General features: G+C 65.4%; 17 protein-coding genes. 12 read left to right on the forward strand and 5 right to left on the reverse strand.

The window, feature by feature from the left end; translation table 11 throughout:
• The coding region (locus tag ACK4MH_RS10350; RefSeq protein WP_409717794.1) for a class I SAM-dependent methyltransferase at positions 1-1,006 on the reverse strand (1,006 nt) is incomplete at its 3' end.
• A gap of 18 nt (positions 1,007-1,024) precedes the next feature.
• The gene (locus ACK4MH_RS10355) at positions 1,025-2,479 is read right to left on the reverse strand and encodes a cryptochrome/photolyase family protein (protein ID WP_409717797.1); all 1,455 of its coding nucleotides are present in this window, start codon (positions 2,477-2,479) and stop codon (positions 1,025-1,027) included.
• A gap of 112 nt (positions 2,480-2,591) precedes the next feature.
• On the opposite strand from ACK4MH_RS10355, the gene kdsA reads away from it, so the two are divergent.
• The 7 genes from kdsA to ACK4MH_RS10390 all read left to right on the forward strand — a co-directional run bounded on the left by kdsA (position 2,592) and on the right by ACK4MH_RS10390 (position 10,012).
• Positions 2,592-3,470, forward strand: a complete 879-nt coding sequence (kdsA, locus tag ACK4MH_RS10360; protein WP_372693739.1) for a 3-deoxy-8-phosphooctulonate synthase — start codon at positions 2,592-2,594, stop codon at positions 3,468-3,470.
• Positions 3,471-3,488: 18 nt separating this feature from the next.
• The gene (rfaE2, locus tag ACK4MH_RS10365) at positions 3,489-4,946 is read left to right on the forward strand and encodes a D-glycero-beta-D-manno-heptose 1-phosphate adenylyltransferase (protein ID WP_409717800.1); all 1,458 of its coding nucleotides are present in this window, start codon (positions 3,489-3,491) and stop codon (positions 4,944-4,946) included.
• Positions 4,943-5,944, forward strand: a complete 1,002-nt coding sequence (gene rfaD, locus ACK4MH_RS10370; RefSeq protein WP_409717803.1) for an ADP-glyceromanno-heptose 6-epimerase — start codon at positions 4,943-4,945, stop codon at positions 5,942-5,944. Before rfaE2 ends, rfaD begins: the two co-directional genes overlap by 4 nt.
• Positions 5,944-7,035 (forward strand): DUF3089 domain-containing protein, encoded by a 1,092-nt coding sequence (locus ACK4MH_RS10375; RefSeq protein WP_409717806.1) that lies wholly within the window; start codon positions 5,944-5,946, stop codon positions 7,033-7,035. Before rfaD ends, ACK4MH_RS10375 begins: the two co-directional genes overlap by 1 nt.
• A gap of 76 nt (positions 7,036-7,111) precedes the next feature.
• Positions 7,112-8,107, forward strand: coding sequence for an SPFH domain-containing protein (locus ACK4MH_RS10380; protein ID WP_409717809.1), 996 nt, complete (start codon positions 7,112-7,114; stop codon positions 8,105-8,107).
• Between the two features lie 17 nt (positions 8,108-8,124).
• Positions 8,125-8,583, forward strand: coding sequence for an NfeD family protein (locus ACK4MH_RS10385; protein WP_409717812.1), 459 nt, complete (start codon positions 8,125-8,127; stop codon positions 8,581-8,583).
• Positions 8,584-8,647: 64 nt separating this feature from the next.
• On the forward strand, positions 8,648-10,012 hold the full coding sequence (locus tag ACK4MH_RS10390; protein ID WP_409717815.1) for an MFS transporter: 1,365 nt from the start codon (positions 8,648-8,650) through the stop codon (positions 10,010-10,012).
• Here the strand turns inward: ACK4MH_RS10390 and rnhA are convergent.
• On the reverse strand, positions 10,009-10,461 hold the full coding sequence (gene rnhA / locus ACK4MH_RS10395; protein ID WP_409717818.1) for a ribonuclease HI: 453 nt from the start codon (positions 10,459-10,461) through the stop codon (positions 10,009-10,011). The two genes, ACK4MH_RS10390 and rnhA, sit on opposite strands and share 4 nt — an antisense overlap.
• Positions 10,462-10,571: 110 nt before the next feature.
• Between rnhA and ACK4MH_RS10400 the strand changes: the two genes are divergently transcribed.
• The 4 genes from ACK4MH_RS10400 (at position 10,572) to ACK4MH_RS10415 (ending at position 13,383) form a co-directional block, all read left to right on the forward strand.
• Positions 10,572-10,790, forward strand: a complete 219-nt coding sequence (locus ACK4MH_RS10400; protein WP_409717821.1) for a twin-arginine translocase TatA/TatE family subunit — start codon at positions 10,572-10,574, stop codon at positions 10,788-10,790.
• Between the two features lie 23 nt (positions 10,791-10,813).
• A complete protein-coding gene (gene tatB / locus ACK4MH_RS10405; RefSeq protein WP_409717824.1) occupies positions 10,814-11,380 on the forward strand; it encodes a Sec-independent protein translocase protein TatB in 567 nt (188 codons plus the stop codon).
• A complete protein-coding gene (gene tatC, locus ACK4MH_RS10410) occupies positions 11,377-12,267 on the forward strand; it encodes a twin-arginine translocase subunit TatC (protein WP_409717826.1) in 891 nt (296 codons plus the stop codon). The genes tatB and tatC overlap by 4 nt, the downstream gene beginning before the upstream one ends.
• 66 nt (positions 12,268-12,333) lie before the next feature.
• Positions 12,334-13,383, forward strand: a complete 1,050-nt coding sequence (locus tag ACK4MH_RS10415; RefSeq protein ID WP_409717829.1) for a serine hydrolase domain-containing protein — start codon at positions 12,334-12,336, stop codon at positions 13,381-13,383.
• 58 nt (positions 13,384-13,441) lie between these two features.
• On the opposite strand, the gene glnA is transcribed toward ACK4MH_RS10415, so the two are convergent.
• Together glnA and ACK4MH_RS10425 are read right to left on the reverse strand one after the other, a co-directional pair.
• The gene (gene glnA / locus ACK4MH_RS10420; RefSeq protein ID WP_409717832.1) at positions 13,442-14,848 is read right to left on the reverse strand and encodes a type I glutamate--ammonia ligase; all 1,407 of its coding nucleotides are present in this window, start codon (positions 14,846-14,848) and stop codon (positions 13,442-13,444) included.
• 83 nt (positions 14,849-14,931) lie between these two features.
• Positions 14,932-15,270 (reverse strand): P-II family nitrogen regulator, encoded by a 339-nt coding sequence (locus tag ACK4MH_RS10425; RefSeq protein ID WP_008261682.1) that lies wholly within the window; start codon positions 15,268-15,270, stop codon positions 14,932-14,934.
• A gap of 24 nt (positions 15,271-15,294) precedes the next feature.
• Here ACK4MH_RS10425 and ACK4MH_RS10430 point away from each other — a divergent pair, with 24 nt between their 5' ends.
• The gene (locus tag ACK4MH_RS10430; RefSeq protein ID WP_409717836.1) at positions 15,295-16,209 is read left to right on the forward strand and encodes an NAD(P)H-hydrate dehydratase; all 915 of its coding nucleotides are present in this window, start codon (positions 15,295-15,297) and stop codon (positions 16,207-16,209) included.
• The last annotated feature ends 51 nt before the right edge of the window (positions 16,210-16,260 follow it).

Here is a 16,260-nt window from a genome sequence, read left to right on the forward strand (position 1 = left end):
GGCCGGCCGCCGAGGTGACGGGCGCCAGTCGCTCCTCCGACGGCAGCATGCCGCCGGGGAAGACGTACTTCTGAATGAAGTCGGTGCGGGCGTTGTACTCTTCGAACAGAACGTCCTGGATGGTGATGATCTGCAGCCCCGCGACGCCGCCCGGCTTGAGGACATCGTGGACCTTGTCAAAATAGGCGGGCCAGTATTCCTTGCCGACCGCCTCGAACATCTCGATGGAGGCGACGCGGTCGAACTGACCCTGGACGTCGCGATAGTCGACCAGCTCGACTTTGGCCTTTTCGGTCAGCCCCGCATTGAAAAGCCTTTGCTGGGCGAAGTCGTGCTGCTCCTTGGAGATGGTGATGCCGGTGACGGTCGCGCCGATCTCTCGCGCCGCGAACTCGGCGAAGCCGCCCCAGCCGCAGCCGATTTCCAGGACCGACATGCCGGGTTTCAGGTCCATCATCCGGGCCAGGCTGGCGTATTTCTCGCGCTGACCGGCCTCCAGCGTCTCGTCCTCGCGACTGAAGCGCGCTGACGAATAGGTCATCGAGGCGTCCAGCCAGTTCAGATAGAAGGCGTTGCCCAGGTCATAGTGGGCGTGGATGTTCTTCCTGGAGCCTGTGCGGCTGTTGCGGTTGCTGCGATGCGCCAGCCAGTTGACGGCCATCATCAGCCAGTTGCCGTCGAACAGGCGGCGGATATGGTCGTAGTTGTCGACCAGGGTCTCCAGCAGGGCGGCCAGATGCGGGCTGTCCCATTCGCCGGCCATATAGCCTTCTGCAAACCCGATGTCGCCGGCGGCCAGGACGCGCCGCGCGAAGCCATAATCCTTCACGTGCATCACGCCGCTGGGGCCCGGCTGTTCGCCTTCCAGCACATGGGCCTCGCCATTCGGCAGATGCACCGTCAGGCGTCCGTAGGTCCAGTTGGAGGCGAGCAGGCGCAGCAGCATCGCAAAGACGCGGGGCGTCCGTGCGGCGGCGGCCTCCAGGTCGGTCGTGGCGAGACTCATGATGAACCTTTCTGCGCGTCAATCACGGTCGGTCGCGTCGTCGCCGCGTCCCGACACCGTCTTGAGGGCGTCGAGGGCGCGGGCGCGAGCTTGGCCATGATCCAAGATGGGGTGGGGATAGTCTTTGCCAAGCCTGACGCCGGCGTCGCGCAACACCTCGACCGGGGCGGTCCAAGGAGCCTGGAGCCAGCGATCGGGCAAGGCGCGCAGTTCGGGAACCCAGCGGCGGACATAGCCGCCCTTGGCGTCGAACTTCTCGCCCTGGGCGATGGGATTGAAGATGCGGAAATAGGGGGCGGCGTCGGCCCCGGAGCCGGCGACCCACTGCCAGTTCTGCACATTGCTGGCCAAATCCGCGTCGACCAGCGTGTTCCAGAACCAGGCCTCGCCCTCGCGCCAGTCGATCAACAGATGTTTGACCAGGAAGGAGGCGACCACCATCCGCACGCGATTGTGCATCCAGCCGGTCGCCCAGAGTTGGCGCATCCCGGCATCGACCAGGGGATAGCCGGTGCGGCCGCGCTTCCAAGCCTCCAGCCCCCTGGGATCGTCGCGCCAGGGCATGGCGTCGTATTCGGGCCGGAAGGCGCGCTCGGGCATGGTCGGGAAATGGTGGAGCAGGTGGGCGGAAAAATCGCGCCAGCCGATCTCGGCGACGAACTTCTCCGCCTCGACGGCGGGGACCTTGCCCATATCCGCCGCTTCACGCGCGCGTTCGACGGCGCGCCACGGACTGATCTCGCCCCAATGCAGGTGCGGCGACAGGCGGCTGGTCGCCGGACGGTCGGGATGATCGCGACCGACCGCGTAAGCCTTCAGCCCGTGGGCGAGGAAGTCGGACAGAGCGGTCGAGGCGCCGTCTTCGCCCGGCGTCCAGTCGAAGCCTTTGGACCAGTCCGGCTCCGTCGGATGCAGCTTCCAGTCGTCGATCAACTCGCTCTCGACGGCGCTCGGCGTGTCGATTTCGCGAGGGCCGGTCGTGTGCGCCGGCGGCTCGGCCTTGGCCAACAGCGCCTTCAGGAAAGGGGTGAAAACTTTATAGGGGCCGCCCGTGCCGTTCAGCACCGCGCCGGGGCGGCACAGCAGGGATCCGTTGAATCCGCGGCAGTCGATGGCGTCGGCTTTCAGCGCATGGGCGATCTCGGCGTCGCGCTCGAACGCCTGCGGTTCGAACAGCCGGTTCATGAAGACGGCGTCGGCATTGGTCTCTTGGATAAGCTTCTGAAGTTGCGACAGTGAATCGCCGCTTCGCAAAATCAACCGTGAACCCCGGGCCTGAAGCGACGCGTCGAGCGCCCGGAGCGACTTGTCGAGCCACCACAGCGACGCCGCGCCAACGGGGCGATCCGGGTTTCGATCCAGGATGAAGACCGGCAGGATCGGCCGTCCCGTCTCGGCGGCATGGTTCAGGGCGGGGTTGTCGTGCAGGCGCAGGTCGCGGCGGAACCAGAGGATGACAGGCTTGGTGGCCACGCGGGCGAACTCCGTGATAACTTGCACTCAACCGTTCAGAGCGCCACCTGATGGCCCAATAGCTGCGGCAAATGCCGCCTCTACAACACTCGAACTTCGAAAGAGCCGCCTCGTGAGCCGACCCAACGCTGTCATTACGTTGTCCGAAGGCCTTCGGACGCCTGTCGTCATCGGCGGCGGCGCCAGAATCGCCTTTATCGCCGGTCCCTGCCAGATGGAAAGCCGCCAGCACGCGCTGGAGACGGCCCATGCGCTGAAGGAAATCGGGGAGCGGCTGAACGTCGGCATCATCTACAAGACCAGTTTCGACAAGGCGAACCGCACCAGCGCCAGCGCCGCGCGCGGCATCGGGCTGAAGGAGGCCATGCCGATCTTCGCCGAAATCCGCGAGGTCACAGGCCTGCCGACTTTGACCGACGTCCACTCCGAGGCCCAGTGCGGCCCGGTGGGCGAGGTCGTCGATGTGCTGCAGATCCCGGCCTTCCTGAGCCGCCAGACCGACCTGCTTCTTGCCGCCGCCGCTACCGGCAAGGCGATCAACATCAAGAAGGGTCAGTTCCTGGCGCCCTGGGATATGAAGAACGTCATCGCCAAGGTGGTCGGGGCCGGCAATCCCAACGTCATGGCCTGCGAGCGGGGCGCCAGCTTCGGCTACAACACCCTGGTCAGCGACATGCGGGCGCTTCCGGTGCTGCGCGAGATCGGTTGCCCCGTCGTGTTCGACGCGACCCACAGCGTGCAACAGCCGGGCGGGCAAGGCACGTCATCGGGCGGTCAGCGCGAGTTCGTGCCGGTCCTGGCGCGCGCCGCCGTCTCGGTCGGCGTGGACGCGGTCTTCGTGGAGACGCATCCGGATCCCGACAATGCGCCGTCGGACGGTCCCAACATGGTGCCGCTGGACCAGTTCGAGGCCCTGGCCGCGCAACTGATCGCCTTCGACGACCTGGCCATCAAGATCGGGGCCAAGGCGCCGGTGGCGCAGGCTGCCTGAATCCTCTAGGTCGGACCCATGTCTGACACCCTGGACCTGGGCGCCCTGCAAAGCCTGCTGGAGCGCGTGCGCGGCCTGAAGATCGCCTGCGTCGGCGATCTGATGCTGGACCGCTACGTCTATGGCGAGGTCAGCCGCATTTCGCCCGAGGCGCCGATCCCGGTGCTGCGCGCGACCCGCACCGTCGCCATGCCCGGCGGCGTCGGCAATGTGGCGCGCAACATTGCGGCCCTGGGCGGTGTGGCCCGTTTGGGCGCCGTGGTCGGGGATGATGCAGCGGGCGCTGAGCTGACCGCTCTGATCGCCGCCGATCCCCGCATCGAGGAAGCACTGGCTCGCCCCGCCGAGGCGGCGACCATCGTCAAGACGCGTTTCGTTTCGGGGGGGCAACAGCTGTTGCGGCTGGATGACGAAACGGCGCCGGTGGGCATCGACAATTCCGACGCCTTTACGGGCGCTTCCGTCTACCTTCTATCCGACTATGCCAAGGGTGTCGTCGGTGACGCATTGATCGCATCGGCTTTGGCGGCGGCTAAGAAGTCCGGCGCGCCAGTCGTGGTCGATCCCAAGGGACGCGACTTCGCACGCTATGGGGCGGTCGATGTGATCAAGCCCAACGCTTCGGAACTAGCCGGCGCCACGGGCCTTCCGGTCGGGACGGACGCCGAAGTCGAGGCGGCGCTGGACGCCTTGCTGGCCGCCACGACCGCAAAGGCCGTGATCGTCACGCGCGCGGGCAAGGGGATGAGCTTGGCCCGGCGCGGTCAACCTGTGAAGCATTTCCCGGGCCGGGCGCGCGAAGTGTTCGATGTATCGGGCGCCGGAGACACCTGTCTGGCGGCTATCGGCCTGGCCCTGGGGGCCGGAGTGTCGCTGGAGACGGCGGTCGAGTTCGCCATACTGGCCTCGGGCGTGGTGGTCGGAAAGGCCGGGACGGCCGTGGTCACGCCCGCCGAACTGATCGAGGCCGAGCTGAGCCAGCATGCCACGGCCGCCGTCGCCAAGGTGACGCCGCTGGACGAACTGGCGGCCGAGGTCGAGGCCTGGCGGCGTCAGGGGCTGAAGGTCGGCTTCACCAACGGCTGTTTCGACATCCTGCACCGGGGCCATGTCGCCTATCTCGCCCAGGCGCGCAGCTGGTGCGACCGGCTGGTGGTGGCGCTGAACACCGACGCCTCGGTCCGGCGGCTTAAAGGCGATGGGCGGCCTGTCAACGATCTGGACAGCCGCGCGGTCGTCATCGGCGGCCTTGCCAGTGTGGATCGCGTGACCAGTTTCGACGATCCGACGCCGGTCGCCCTGATCGAACGGCTGCGGCCGGATGTGCTGATCAAGGGCTCGGACTACACACGCGAGGGCGTGGTCGGCGGCGATCTGGTCGAGAGCTGGGGCGGCGAGGTCAAGCTGGCCGATTTCAAGGATGGCTATTCGACCACGCGGACGATCGAGAAGATGACCACAGGATCCCAGAAATGACGCCTCGCATGATCGTCGTCACCGGCGGCGCCGGCTTCATCGGCTCCAACATCGCGGCGCGGCTGACGGCCGAGACGGCCTATGACGTCGTGGTCTGCGATCGGCTGGAGACCGCCGATCTGGCCAAGTGGAAGAACATCGCCAAGCACGCCATCGCCGACTTCTGGTCGCCCGAGGAACTGTTCGAACAGCTGGAGCGGCATGCCGAACGAATCGAGGCCGTGGTGCATATGGGCGCCATCTCCTCCACGACCGAGCCGGACGCCGACCTGATCCTGCGCACCAACTTCACCCTGTCGCGGGACCTCTGGGACTGGTGCACGATCCGGGACGTGCGGATGATCTATGCGTCCTCGGCGGCCACCTATGGCGACGGCGACGCCGGCTTCAACGACGACGATGATGCGGATTCGCTGTCGAAGCTTCGGCCGCTAAATGCCTATGGCTATTCGAAGATGTTGTTTGATCAGCATGCCGTTCGTCAGTCGGACCGAGGCCAGGCGCCGCGCCAGTGGGCCGGTTTGAAATTCTTCAACGTCTATGGGCCGAACGAGGGCCACAAGGGCGGAATGAAGTCGGTCGTCGCCCAGATCTGGCCCAAGGTCGAGGCGGGCGAGACGGTCAGCCTGTTCCGGTCGCACAATCCGAACTATCCCGATGGCGGCCAACTGCGCGACTTCGTCTATGTCGACGACGTCGTAGAAATCATCGAGTTCCTGCTTCAGTCGCCGGAGGTGTCCGGCATCTTCAACGCCGGGTCCGGTCAGGCGCGGTCGTTCGACGATCTGGCCAAGGCCACCTTCGCCGCCGCCGGGAAGGAAGCCTCCATCCAGTATGTCGACATGCCCGAGGTGATCCGCGACCGGTACCAGTATTTCACCCAAGCCCGGATGGACCGGATTCGGGCCGCCGGTTTCGAGGGCCAGTCCACGCCGCTGGAAGAGGGTGTGCGGCGCTACGTGCAGGACTTCCTGTCCACCGCTGATCCGTATCGCTGATGCGCCGGCTGACCTTCAGGCAATGGGTCGGCTATGCGGGTTTCGCCGCCGTCTTCGTCCTGACCGCCGCCGTGGCGGTCTGGAGCGGAGATATCCTGCGGGCCGGGTTGGACCCCCAGGTACCGTTCCAAACCTACAAGCCGCCGCCCGCGCCTGATTATCGATCGGCGTCGTCCTGGGCGTTGATGGACGAAGGCGCGCCGGATCGGGCATCGGTCTTCTTTGTCATGCCGACGACTTTTGACGGTGGCGCGGAGTGGAACGGGCCGATCGACGATGCACGGGCGAACGCCTATCTGCGCCGCGTCGTCCTGCCGAACTACGCCTCGCCGTTTGCCCGGGAGGGCAAGGTCAGCGCGCCGCTCTATCGCCAGGCCAGCCTCTATACCCGTCTGACCCTGCGCGACGATGCGCGTGAGGCGCGGGCATTCGCCTATGAGGATGTGAAGGCGGCCTTCGCCCTGTGGCTTCGCAATCATCCGACCGGACCGATCGTGATCGCGGGGGTGGAGCAGGGCGGCGAACTGTCGGCGCTGCTGGTGCGCGACGCCCTTAGCGCCGATCCGAAGCTCAAGGACCGGTTGGTCGCGGCCTATCTGATCGAGACCCTGGTCAGTCGCGAGATGTTCCAGCAGAGGGTCACGCCCTGCGACGCGTCGGACGAGACAGGCTGTATCGTCGCCTGGTCGTCGGTCGAGGACGGGGACGAACCGGCGGCGCGGCGCAAGCTGCGGCGGGCGCTGGACTGGAATGACCGGGGCGAGCTGGTTGGACTGACGACCGCGCCGATGTGCGTCAATCCGGTGACGGGCTCGACACAACAGCCGCGCGCCGAGGCCCGGCAACACAGCGGGGCGACCAATGCGACGGGGCTGGAATGGGGCGCGCGTCCGGCCCTGACCGGGCGACTGATTTCGACCGAATGTCGTGGCGGACTGCTGTGGCACAGCGCACCCGACGCCGACTTCCTGACCGCCGGCGGAAGCTGGGCGGATCGGCGCAAGATCGTGCCTTACAACCTGTTCTATGGCGACATCGAGCGTGACGTCAGCGTCCGGCTGGCGGCATGGCGGGCCAAGCGCGGCCTTTAGCGTCGATCAGTTCGTCCGGTTTCTATGGCGCCGCTCGCGTCCAGCGCGTAGGCTGATCGCCTCAGGGAGGATCTGAATGGACGTCACCACCATATTCGCCGGCGTAGTGCTTCTGCTGGCTATCGTGCTCTTGATCAGTGTCATCAAGATCGTACCGCAAGGCCGTGAATACACAGTCGAACGTTTCGGCAAATACACCAAGACGCTGAGCCCCGGCATCGGCTTCCTGACGCCGTTCGTGGAGCGGATCGGCCGCCGCATGAACATGATGGAGCAGGTGCTGGACGTCCCGACCCAGGAGGTCATCACCAAGGACAACGCCATGGTGAAGGTCGATGCGATCGTGTTCATTCAGGTGATGAACGCCTCGGCGGGCGCTTACCGCGTCGAGAACCTTCCCTATGCCATCACCCAGCTCTGCATGACCAACCTGCGAACGGTCGTCGGCTCGATGGAACTGGACGAGGTTCTTTTTCAACGCGACTCGATCAACACGCGGTTGTTGACGGTCATCGACGCTGCGACTGAACCCTGGGGCGTCAAGGTCAACAGGATCGAGATCAAAGATCTCACCCCGCCCGTCGACATCACGAACGCCATGGCGCGCCAGATGAAGGCAGAGCGTGAAAAGCGCGCAATCATCACTGAAGCCGAGGGCGAAAAACAGTCCGCCATCGCGCGGGCTGAAGGCGCCAAACAGGCCGCCATTCTTCAGGCCGAAGGCCGCAAGGAAGCCGCTTTCCGTGACGCAGAGGCTCGCGAACGCGAAGCTCAAGCGGAGGCGAAAGCCACCGCCATGGTGTCGGAAGCCATCGCGCGCGGCGATGTGAACGCCATCAACTACTTCATCGCCCAGAAGTATGTCGAAGCCTTCGCCGAACTGGCGCGCAGCCCGCAGCAGCGGACCGTCATCGTGCCCGCCGAAATGGGCGCCTTGGTCGGCACCATCGCCGGCATCGGCGAGATGGTCGGCCTGGCCAAGGAGCAGAACTCCGGCGCCGCTTCGACACCGCCGGTCCGTCCCGCACCCCCGCGTCGCCCCGCGGGCGGCGCAGTCCCACCCTCGGCCTGATCGAAGGAGGCTGAACGATGCTGTCGCTCGCTGATCTCTATGTCGCCCAGCCGTTCTGGATCTGGCTGGCTGTTGGAGTTCTGCTGTTGGCGGTCGAGGCGATGTTCTCGACCGAATGGCTGCTGTGGCCCGCCGTGTCGGCCGGCGTCGTCGCGGTGATGACAGCGGCGGGCGTGCGGCTGGGTCTGCCGGGCGAGGTCGCCGTCTTCGCCATTCTCACGGTGATCGCTACGCTTCTGTCTCGTCGACTGATCTCCAAGGCGAACCCTGCCGGTCCCGACATCAACGACCGCGACAGTCGACTGATCGGCCAGCGGGCCAGGGTCGTGGAAGCGTTCGTTTCCGGGCGCGGGCGTGTCTTCATCTCGGGCGCCGAATGGCCCGCCGAGATCGAGGGGGAGCCGCCGGTGGAAGGGCAGGATGTGGTGGTGATGCGGATCACGGGATCTTTGCTGACGGTTCAGTCTCCCGTCTGAAACGACGCGACCTAAGAAGCGTTCGTAACGAATGACAACCAGCCAGAACGCGGCCGCGGACGGCTTGCCTACCCCTCGGCGGTATTGGGCCATCGCGTCCATCGGCCTGGGAATCATCCTGGCCGTTCTGGACGGGGCCATCGCCAACGTCGCCCTGCCGTCGATTGCGCAGGATCTGCAGGCGTCGTCGGCGGCGTCGATCTGGATCGTCAACGCCTATCAGATCGCCATCGTCGTCGCCCTGCTGCCTCTCGCGTCGCTGGGCGAGATCGTCGGCTATCGCAGGGTGTCGCAGGCCGGGCTCGCCGTCTTCACCCTGGCGTCCATTGGTTGTGTCTTCGCCAACTCCATTGAGGCGCTCAGCTTTGCACGCGTGATCCAGGGGTTCGGCGCGGCGGGCATCATGAGCGTCAACGGCGCCCTGGTGCGCTTCACCTATCCGCAAAGCCTGCTGGGTCGGGCCGTCGGCATCAACGCCGTGATCGTGTCACTGGCGGCGGCGGCAGGGCCGACTATCGCCAGCGCCATCCTGGCCGTCGGGCACTGGCGCTGGCTGTTTGCGCTGAACGTGCCCATTGGGCTGCTGGCCGTGTCGCTCGCGGGGTTCACCCTGCCGCACAATCCGCTGCACAAGCGCAAGCTGAATTGGACCGGGGCTGCGCTGACTGCGGCGGCGTTCGGGCTGGTCATCACGGGCTTGCAGTCGCTGGCGCATGGCGAAGCGGCTGTGCTGGGGTTCGGCCTGACAGGGGCAGGGCTGGCGGCGGGCGTCCTGCTGATTCGCCACGAGCGGTCGCGCGCTTCGCCTCTGATCCCGCTGGACCTCTTGGCGCGGCCGATGTTCAGCCTGTCGGTCGCGACCTCTATCATTTCCTTCACGGCGCAGATGATGGCCTTCGTGGCCTTGCCGTTCTTTCTTCAGGGATCGTTGAGGCTGACAGCGGTCGAGACGGGCCTGTTGATGACGCCCTGGCCGTTGGCGACGATGATCGCGGCGCCCCTGGCCGGCTATCTGTCGGATCGATATTCGGCGGGTGTATTGGGCGCCATCGGGCTGAGCGTCTTCGCCTGCGGCTTGATGGCCTTGAGTTTCCTAAACGCCGATTCGACCCATTTCGACATCGTGTGGCGGATGGCAGTCTGCGGCGCCGGGTTCGGCTTCTTCCAGTCACCCAACAACCGCGCCATGCTGTCTGAAGCGCCGAAAGAACGGGCTGGGGCGGCGGGCGGCACATTGGGAATGGCGCGCGTGGTTGGCCAGTCGCTGGGCGCGGTGGTCGTCGCCTTCCTACTATCGACCGTGCCGATCAATGGTGTCGCGCATGGCTTCCAGATCGCCGCAGTCACGGCCCTGTTCGGCGCGGTCATGAGCGGATCGCGCGTGCGGCGCCGTCCGGCCGAGCCGGAAAAGGAAGTTGAGGCGGTCTAGCGCCGCTTCAGATCGGCGACGCCGCGATTCGCCAGCTGGTCCGCGCGCTCGTTCAGCTCATGCCCCGCATGCCCCTTCACCCAGCGCCAGTTGACGTCATGGCGCAGGCGGGCGGCGTCCAGGCGCTGCCAAAGGTCGGCGTTCTTGACCGGTTTCTTGTCGGCGGTCAGCCAGCCGCGCGCCTTCCAGCCGCGCATCCACTCGGTGATTCCCTGCATAACGTATTTGCTGTCGGTATGCAGTTCGACCTTGCAGGGCCGTTTCAGCGCCTCCAGCGCCATTATGGCGGCCATCAGCTCCATGCGGTTGTTGGTTGTGTTGGCTTCGCCGCCCCACAATTCCTTTTCGTGACCGCCGCCTGTCTGGAGCAGGGCGCCCCAGCCGCCGGGGCCGGGATTACCCTTGCAGGCGCCGTCGGTGTGGATGATGACGTGATCGGAGGGACTCATGGTCGCGCAGACCTACAGCGTCCCTTGGCGCGGGGCCATCACTGCGCCTATATGCGCATCGAAGAATAGTGGATGGGATCGGATGACCGGTCCTCGCGAGGAGATTAGCCATGGGCTCCATGAGCATCTGGCATTGGGCCATCGTCATTGTCGTCATCGCGCTGCTGTTCGGCGGCCGGGGCAAGCTGTCGGGCATCATGGGCGACGCCGCCAAGGGCATCCGCGCCTTCAAGGACGGCCTGAAGGAAGACGACAAGAAGGACGGCCCGCATGAGGGCGTCAGCTCGCTGCCGCGTACCGAGGCGGAAAAGGAAGAGCTGAAGCGCTAGTCGTCGTCTGTAAGGGCTGACGCATGGGCGGGCTCGGCCCCGGTATCGGGGGCTTCGAATTAGTGGTGATCGGTCTGGTGGCCCTGCTTGTGGTGGGGCCAAAGGACTTGCCTGTTCTGATGCGTCGCGTCGGCCAGATGGTCGCCAAGGCGCGCGCCATGGCCAACGAGTTCCGCAGCAGTTTCGACGAGATGGCGCGCCAATCCGAGCTGGACGACCTGCGCAAGGAGGTCGAGGCGCTGCGGACGGGGCAGGGGGCCATGTATCCCCTGGGCGCCGAGGCGGACGCCGCTTTCAAGGACATCAACGCGGGACTGACAGCGCCGACGCCCACGGCCGCCTTGCCTGCGCCTGAGCCGGAGGTTCCGGTCATGACGCCGGCCGCCGACGAATGGCCGGACACGCCGCCGCCCGTCGTGGAGACGAAGCCCAAACGGGCGGCCCCGAAAGCGAAGCCGGCGACGACCGCCAAGGCCTCGACGACAAAGCCGCGCGCAGCGGCCAAGCCCAAAGCCGCACCGCAGGAAGCCAAGACCAAGCCGGCGACCGCCAAGCCCAAGACTCCGCGCAAGAAGGCCGCTGACCTGTGACGTCTCCCGATCGTGACGAGGCCGAGATCGAGGCGTCGCGCGCGCCCTTGATGGATCACCTGATTGAGCTGCGCGGGCGGCTGCTGATCTGCGTCGTGGCCTTCTTCCTGGCCTTCATCCTGTGCTTCGCCTTTGCGAATCAGATCCAGATCGCCCTGATCAAACCCTATCAGGCGGCGGTTGCTGTCCATGCGGCGGCCATGGCGAGCGGCGGTCACGCCAACCCCATTGAACTGATCGCGGTGATGACGGGGCTGAAGCCCTATCCGCCCGGCAGCGCGGCCGTCGTTCAGCTGATCGCGACGGCGCCGCTGGAACAGCTGTTCACCAAGATGAAGATCGCAGCCTTCGGCGCCGCCGTCCTGACCTTCCCCGTCATGGCCTGGCAGATGTACCGCTTCGTGGCGCCCGGCCTGTATCGCAACGAGCGGGGCGCCTTCCTGCCGTTCCTGATCGCGGCGCCGGTCATGTTCTGCCTGGGCGGCGCTCTCGTCTATTACGTCATGCTGCCGTTCGTAATGCTTTTTTCCTTGAGCCAGCAGGTGGCCAGCGACGGCATTTCCGTGGCCCAGACGACCAAGATTTCCGACTATCTCAGCCTGGTGACCTCGCTGTTGCTGGCGTTCGGCCTGTGTTTCCAGTTGCCGGTCGTCACGACCCTGCTTGGCTTGGCCGGGCTGATCAATTCCAAGGTCATGGCCGCGGGCCGCCGCTACGCTATTGTCGCCGTGGTGGTGGTCGCCGCCGTGGTCACGCCTCCGGACCCGATCAGCCAGCTGATGTTGGCGATCCCGCTGGTCATCCTCTACGAGGTGTCGATCTGGTGCGTGCGGCTGATCGAGCTACGTCGCAAGAAGGCCGACGATCTGGAAGCCGAGACGGCCTGACGTTCGCCACAAGCGTCGCGTCGTCGCAGGGGGAAACCAGCGGCCCTTTTATCGATTAGATCGGCGATGAACCGTCGAACCCTGATCGCCGCCGGACTGGCCTTGCCGTTCAGCTTTAGCTGTAGTGAAGCCGCCGAAACCCCGCCGCCTGTTGCTCGCACCCAAGGCCTGGCTGCCGGACTGATGGCCCAGGCCGAGACTGCCGGCGCGGCCCTGCCCAAACTTCAAGCGATGATCGTGGCCCGTGACGGCCAACGTCTTTTCGAACAGGTGTTTCGAGGGCCGTCGCTGGAAACGCCGGTCAACGTCAAGTCCGCGTCCAAGTCCGTGATCGCAGCTCTCGGCGGGATCGCCATCGGCCAGGGCCTGTTCTCCAGCGTCGATCAGCCGATCTCGGCCTTCCTGTCCGACAGTTTCCCGAGCGATCCCGACCCGCGCCTCAGTCAGGTGACGATCGGCCATCTGCTATCGATGCAGGCGGGGCTGGGGTCTACGTCCGGCGCGGACTACGGCGCCTGGGTGTCGAGCCGAAACTGGGTGCGCCATGCCTTGGCCCGGCCGTTCGAGGCCGACCCCGGCGGACGAATGGTCTATTCGACAGGCACGTCCCACCTGACGTCCGCCTGTCTGACGCGGGCCAGCGGGCGTTCGACCCTGGCCTTGACGCGGGAATGGCTGGGCGACCCCCTGGAGATCGAAGTGCCGACCTGGCCGGCCGATCCGCAAGGCATCTATTTCGGCGGCAACGACATGCGGCTGTCGCCGTTGGCGCTGTTGAAGTTCGGCGAGCTCTATCGCAACGACGGTGTCCACGATGGGCGGCGCATCCTGCCCGAGGGCTGGGTCCAGCAGTCGTGGCGGGGCAGGGGCACATCGCGCTGGAGCGGCAATCCCTACGGTTACGGCTGGTGGATCAGACGCTCGGGCCGGCACGAGGTCTTCTTCGCCTGGGGTTACGGCGGTCAGATGGTGTTCGTGGTGCCGGACCTGAGGCTTACAGTCGTGATGACGTCGGACCCGACGCCGACAGCGACCCGAGACGGCCATGTTGACGCGCTGCACGCCCTGCTGGACCAAAGCCTGATCCCCGCTGCGGAACAGGGCGCCGCTGCCTGAATTGACAAGGGCGCCGACGGTTTCCCGCCGACGCCCCTATCTGCGGCCGATCTGACGATCAGCAGCTATAGTACATGTCGAATTCGACCGGGTGTGGGTGCAGTTGCAGACGCATCACCTCTTCCATCTTCAGCTCGATGTAGCTGTCGATGAAGTCGTCATCCATGACGCCGCCCTTCTTGAGGAAGGCGCGGTCCTTGTCGAGGTTTTCGAGGGCTTCACGCAGCGAGCCGCAGACCTCTGGGATCGAGCCGCGCTCTTCCGGCGGCAGGTCGTAGAGGTTCTTGTCGGCGGGCGCGCCCGGATCGATGCGGTTCTCGATCCCGTCCAGACCGGCCATCAGCAGGGCGACGAAGGTCAGATAGGGGTTGCCCATCGGGTCGGGGAAGCGGGCTTCCAAACGCTTGGCCTTCGGCGACGAAACGTGCGGGATACGGATCGAGGCCGAGCGGTTGCGGGCCGAATAGGCCAGCTTGACCGGGGCTTCATAGCCGGGGACCAGACGCTTGTAGCTGTTGGTGGTCGAGTTGGCGAAGGCGTTGATGGCCTTGGCGTGTTTGATGATGCCGCCGATGTACCACAGGCATTCCTGCGACAGGCCGGCGTACTGGTCGCCGGCGAACTGGGGCTTGCCGTCCTTCCAGATCGACATGTGGACGTGCATGCCCGAGCCGTTGTCCGCGAACATGGGCTTGGCCATGAAGGTCGCCGACTTGCCATAGGCGGCGGCGACGTTGTGGATCACGTACTTATAGAGCTGCAGGCGGTCGGCCATGGTCAGCAGGTCCGAGAACTTCAGACCGAGCTCGTGCTGGGCCGGCGCCACCTCGTGGTGGTGCTTCTCGGGCTGAAGGCCCAGGTCGCGCATGACGCCCAGCATTTCGCCGCGCAGGTCCTGGCCCGAATCGACCGGGTTGACGGGGAAATAGCCGCCCTTGGCGCCGGGGCGGTGGCCCATATTGCCTTCGGTGTATTCGGCGTTGGTGTTGGCCGGCAGTTCGATCGAGTCATACGAAAACGACGTGTTGTGCGGCTGGGTCGACCAGCGCACGTCGTCGAAGATGAAGAACTCGGCTTCCGGGCCGAAATAGACCACGTCGCCCACGCCCGACGACTGCACATAGGACAGCGCCTTCTTGGCCATCGAGCGGCTGTCGCGATTGTACGGCTCGTTGGTGTCCGGGTTCAACACGTCGCAGAACAGGAACATCGTCTTCTGCTGGTAGAACGGGTCGATATAGGCCGTGGTCAGGTCCGGCTTCAGCAGCATGTCGGACTCGTTGATGGCCTTCCAGCCCGCGATCGACGAGCCATCGAACATCGTGCCTTCGTTCAGGAAGTCCTCGTCGACCAGGTCGACGTCGAAGGTGACGTGCTGCAGACGGCCGCGCGTGTCGGTGAAGCGGACGTCCACATACTGGACCTCCTCATCCTTGATCTCTTTGAGGATCTTGCTGGCGCTCATTGTCGGAAGTCCTGTTTCTTGGCGTTTGGGGAGGAAACCGGTCAGCGACCCAAGGGGCCGAGGGCCGGGGAGGGTGGTCGAGCTTAGACGGCCTGGGCTCCGGTCTCGCCGGTGCGGATACGGATCACCTCGGCGACGTCGGACACGAAGATCTTGCCGTCGCCGATCTTGCCCGTGCGGGCCGAGGTCTGAATGGCCTCGACGACGGCGGGCGCGAGGTCGTCGGCGACGACCACCTCGATCTTGATCTTGGGCAGGAAGTCGATGACGTATTCGGCGCCGCGATACAGTTCGGAATGACCCTTCTGGCGGCCATATCCCTTGGCCTCCAGCACAGTCATGCCTTGCACGCCCACGTCCTGGAGCGCCTCTTTGACGTCATCCAGCTTGAAAGGCTTGATGATGGCTTCGATTTTCTTCATGGCGACCCCTGAGCGGCGCACGGAATGCAGCGGCGCTCGGGCCCAAATGGGACACAGCAAGGGCGTTCAAAGCAAGCGATTTTCGCAGATAAGCCACGGATAATCGGAACGCGGATGATAGAAACCAACGACCCGGCGATCTGGCGCAATTTTCTGCCTTGGCCGAGCGCGGAAACGCACAAGCATACGCGGGGCCGATTGGCCGTCGTGTCGGGAAAAGCCCATCAAACGGGCGCTGCACGGCTTGCGGCGCACGCGGGATTGCGAATGGGCGCGGGCGTGGTGCGAATCCTGTGCCCACCAGACGCCGTCGCCGTCATCGCGCCCGCCGTCCAGGCGATCATGCTGGCGCCGTTCTCTTCACCTGAAGCCTTGGGTCGTGAAGCCGCCGGAAGCGACGCCGTCGTGATCGGGCCGGCCGCTGGACTGGAAGACGCCACGATCGCCAACATCCAGGCCCTGGCGTTGAGCGGCGCTGTTTTGGTGATCGACGCCGATGGGCTGTCGGTCTTCAAGGGCCGAACCGCCGAATTGTTCGCCGTTTTGGACCGCGACGACATTCTGACGCCGCACGAGGGCGAGTTCGAACGGCTGTTCCCGGGCCTGCTTGCCCAAGGCCGCGAGGCCGCCGCCATCCAAGCCGCGCGCTTGGCCCAGGCGACCATCGTCCTGAAAGGCGCCCAGACGATCATCGCATCGCCGGACGGCCGCATTCGCCGCAATGAGAACGGCTCGGCTTGGCTGGCGACGGCTGGAACCGGCGATGTCCTGGCCGGGATGATCGGCGGATTGGCGGCTCAGCGGATGGACAGTTTCGATGCGGCATGCGCGGCGGTCTGGATCCATTCCGATGCTGCGGAACGTTTTGGACCGGGATTAACCTCTGACGACCTGAGCGATGTTTTGCCCAAGGTGCTGGCGTCTTTATGGAAAGGCTGAGCCGCCGTTATGCCGAGCCATCTGAGGTCTATCAGATATTTCATATAATAT

It is taken from the genome of Brevundimonas sp., from assembly GCF_046295075.1.
Lineage (GTDB): Bacteria > Pseudomonadota > Alphaproteobacteria > Caulobacterales > Caulobacteraceae > Brevundimonas.

Coding starts and splice junctions, on each gene's coding strand:
- ACK4MH_RS10430 (WP_409717836.1), top strand. CDS start 15,295: ATGCAGCGGCGCTCGGGCCCAAATGGGACACAGCAAGGGCGTTCAAAG.
- glnA (WP_409717832.1), bottom strand. CDS start 14,848: ATGAGCGCCAGCAAGATCCTCAAAGAGATCAAGGATGAGGAGGTCCAG.
- ACK4MH_RS10425 (WP_008261682.1), bottom strand. CDS start 15,270: ATGAAGAAAATCGAAGCCATCATCAAGCCTTTCAAGCTGGATGACGTC.
- tatB (WP_409717824.1), top strand. CDS start 10,814: ATGGGCGGGCTCGGCCCCGGTATCGGGGGCTTCGAATTAGTGGTGATC.
- ACK4MH_RS10375 (WP_409717806.1), top strand. CDS start 5,944: ATGCGCCGGCTGACCTTCAGGCAATGGGTCGGCTATGCGGGTTTCGCC.
- rfaE2 (WP_409717800.1), top strand. CDS start 3,489: ATGTCTGACACCCTGGACCTGGGCGCCCTGCAAAGCCTGCTGGAGCGC.
- rfaD (WP_409717803.1), top strand. CDS start 4,943: ATGACGCCTCGCATGATCGTCGTCACCGGCGGCGCCGGCTTCATCGGC.
- ACK4MH_RS10380 (WP_409717809.1), top strand. CDS start 7,112: ATGGACGTCACCACCATATTCGCCGGCGTAGTGCTTCTGCTGGCTATC.
- ACK4MH_RS10400 (WP_409717821.1), top strand. CDS start 10,572: ATGGGCTCCATGAGCATCTGGCATTGGGCCATCGTCATTGTCGTCATC.
- ACK4MH_RS10385 (WP_409717812.1), top strand. CDS start 8,125: ATGCTGTCGCTCGCTGATCTCTATGTCGCCCAGCCGTTCTGGATCTGG.
- ACK4MH_RS10415 (WP_409717829.1), top strand. CDS start 12,334: ATGAACCGTCGAACCCTGATCGCCGCCGGACTGGCCTTGCCGTTCAGC.
- rnhA (WP_409717818.1), bottom strand. CDS start 10,461: ATGAGTCCCTCCGATCACGTCATCATCCACACCGACGGCGCCTGCAAG.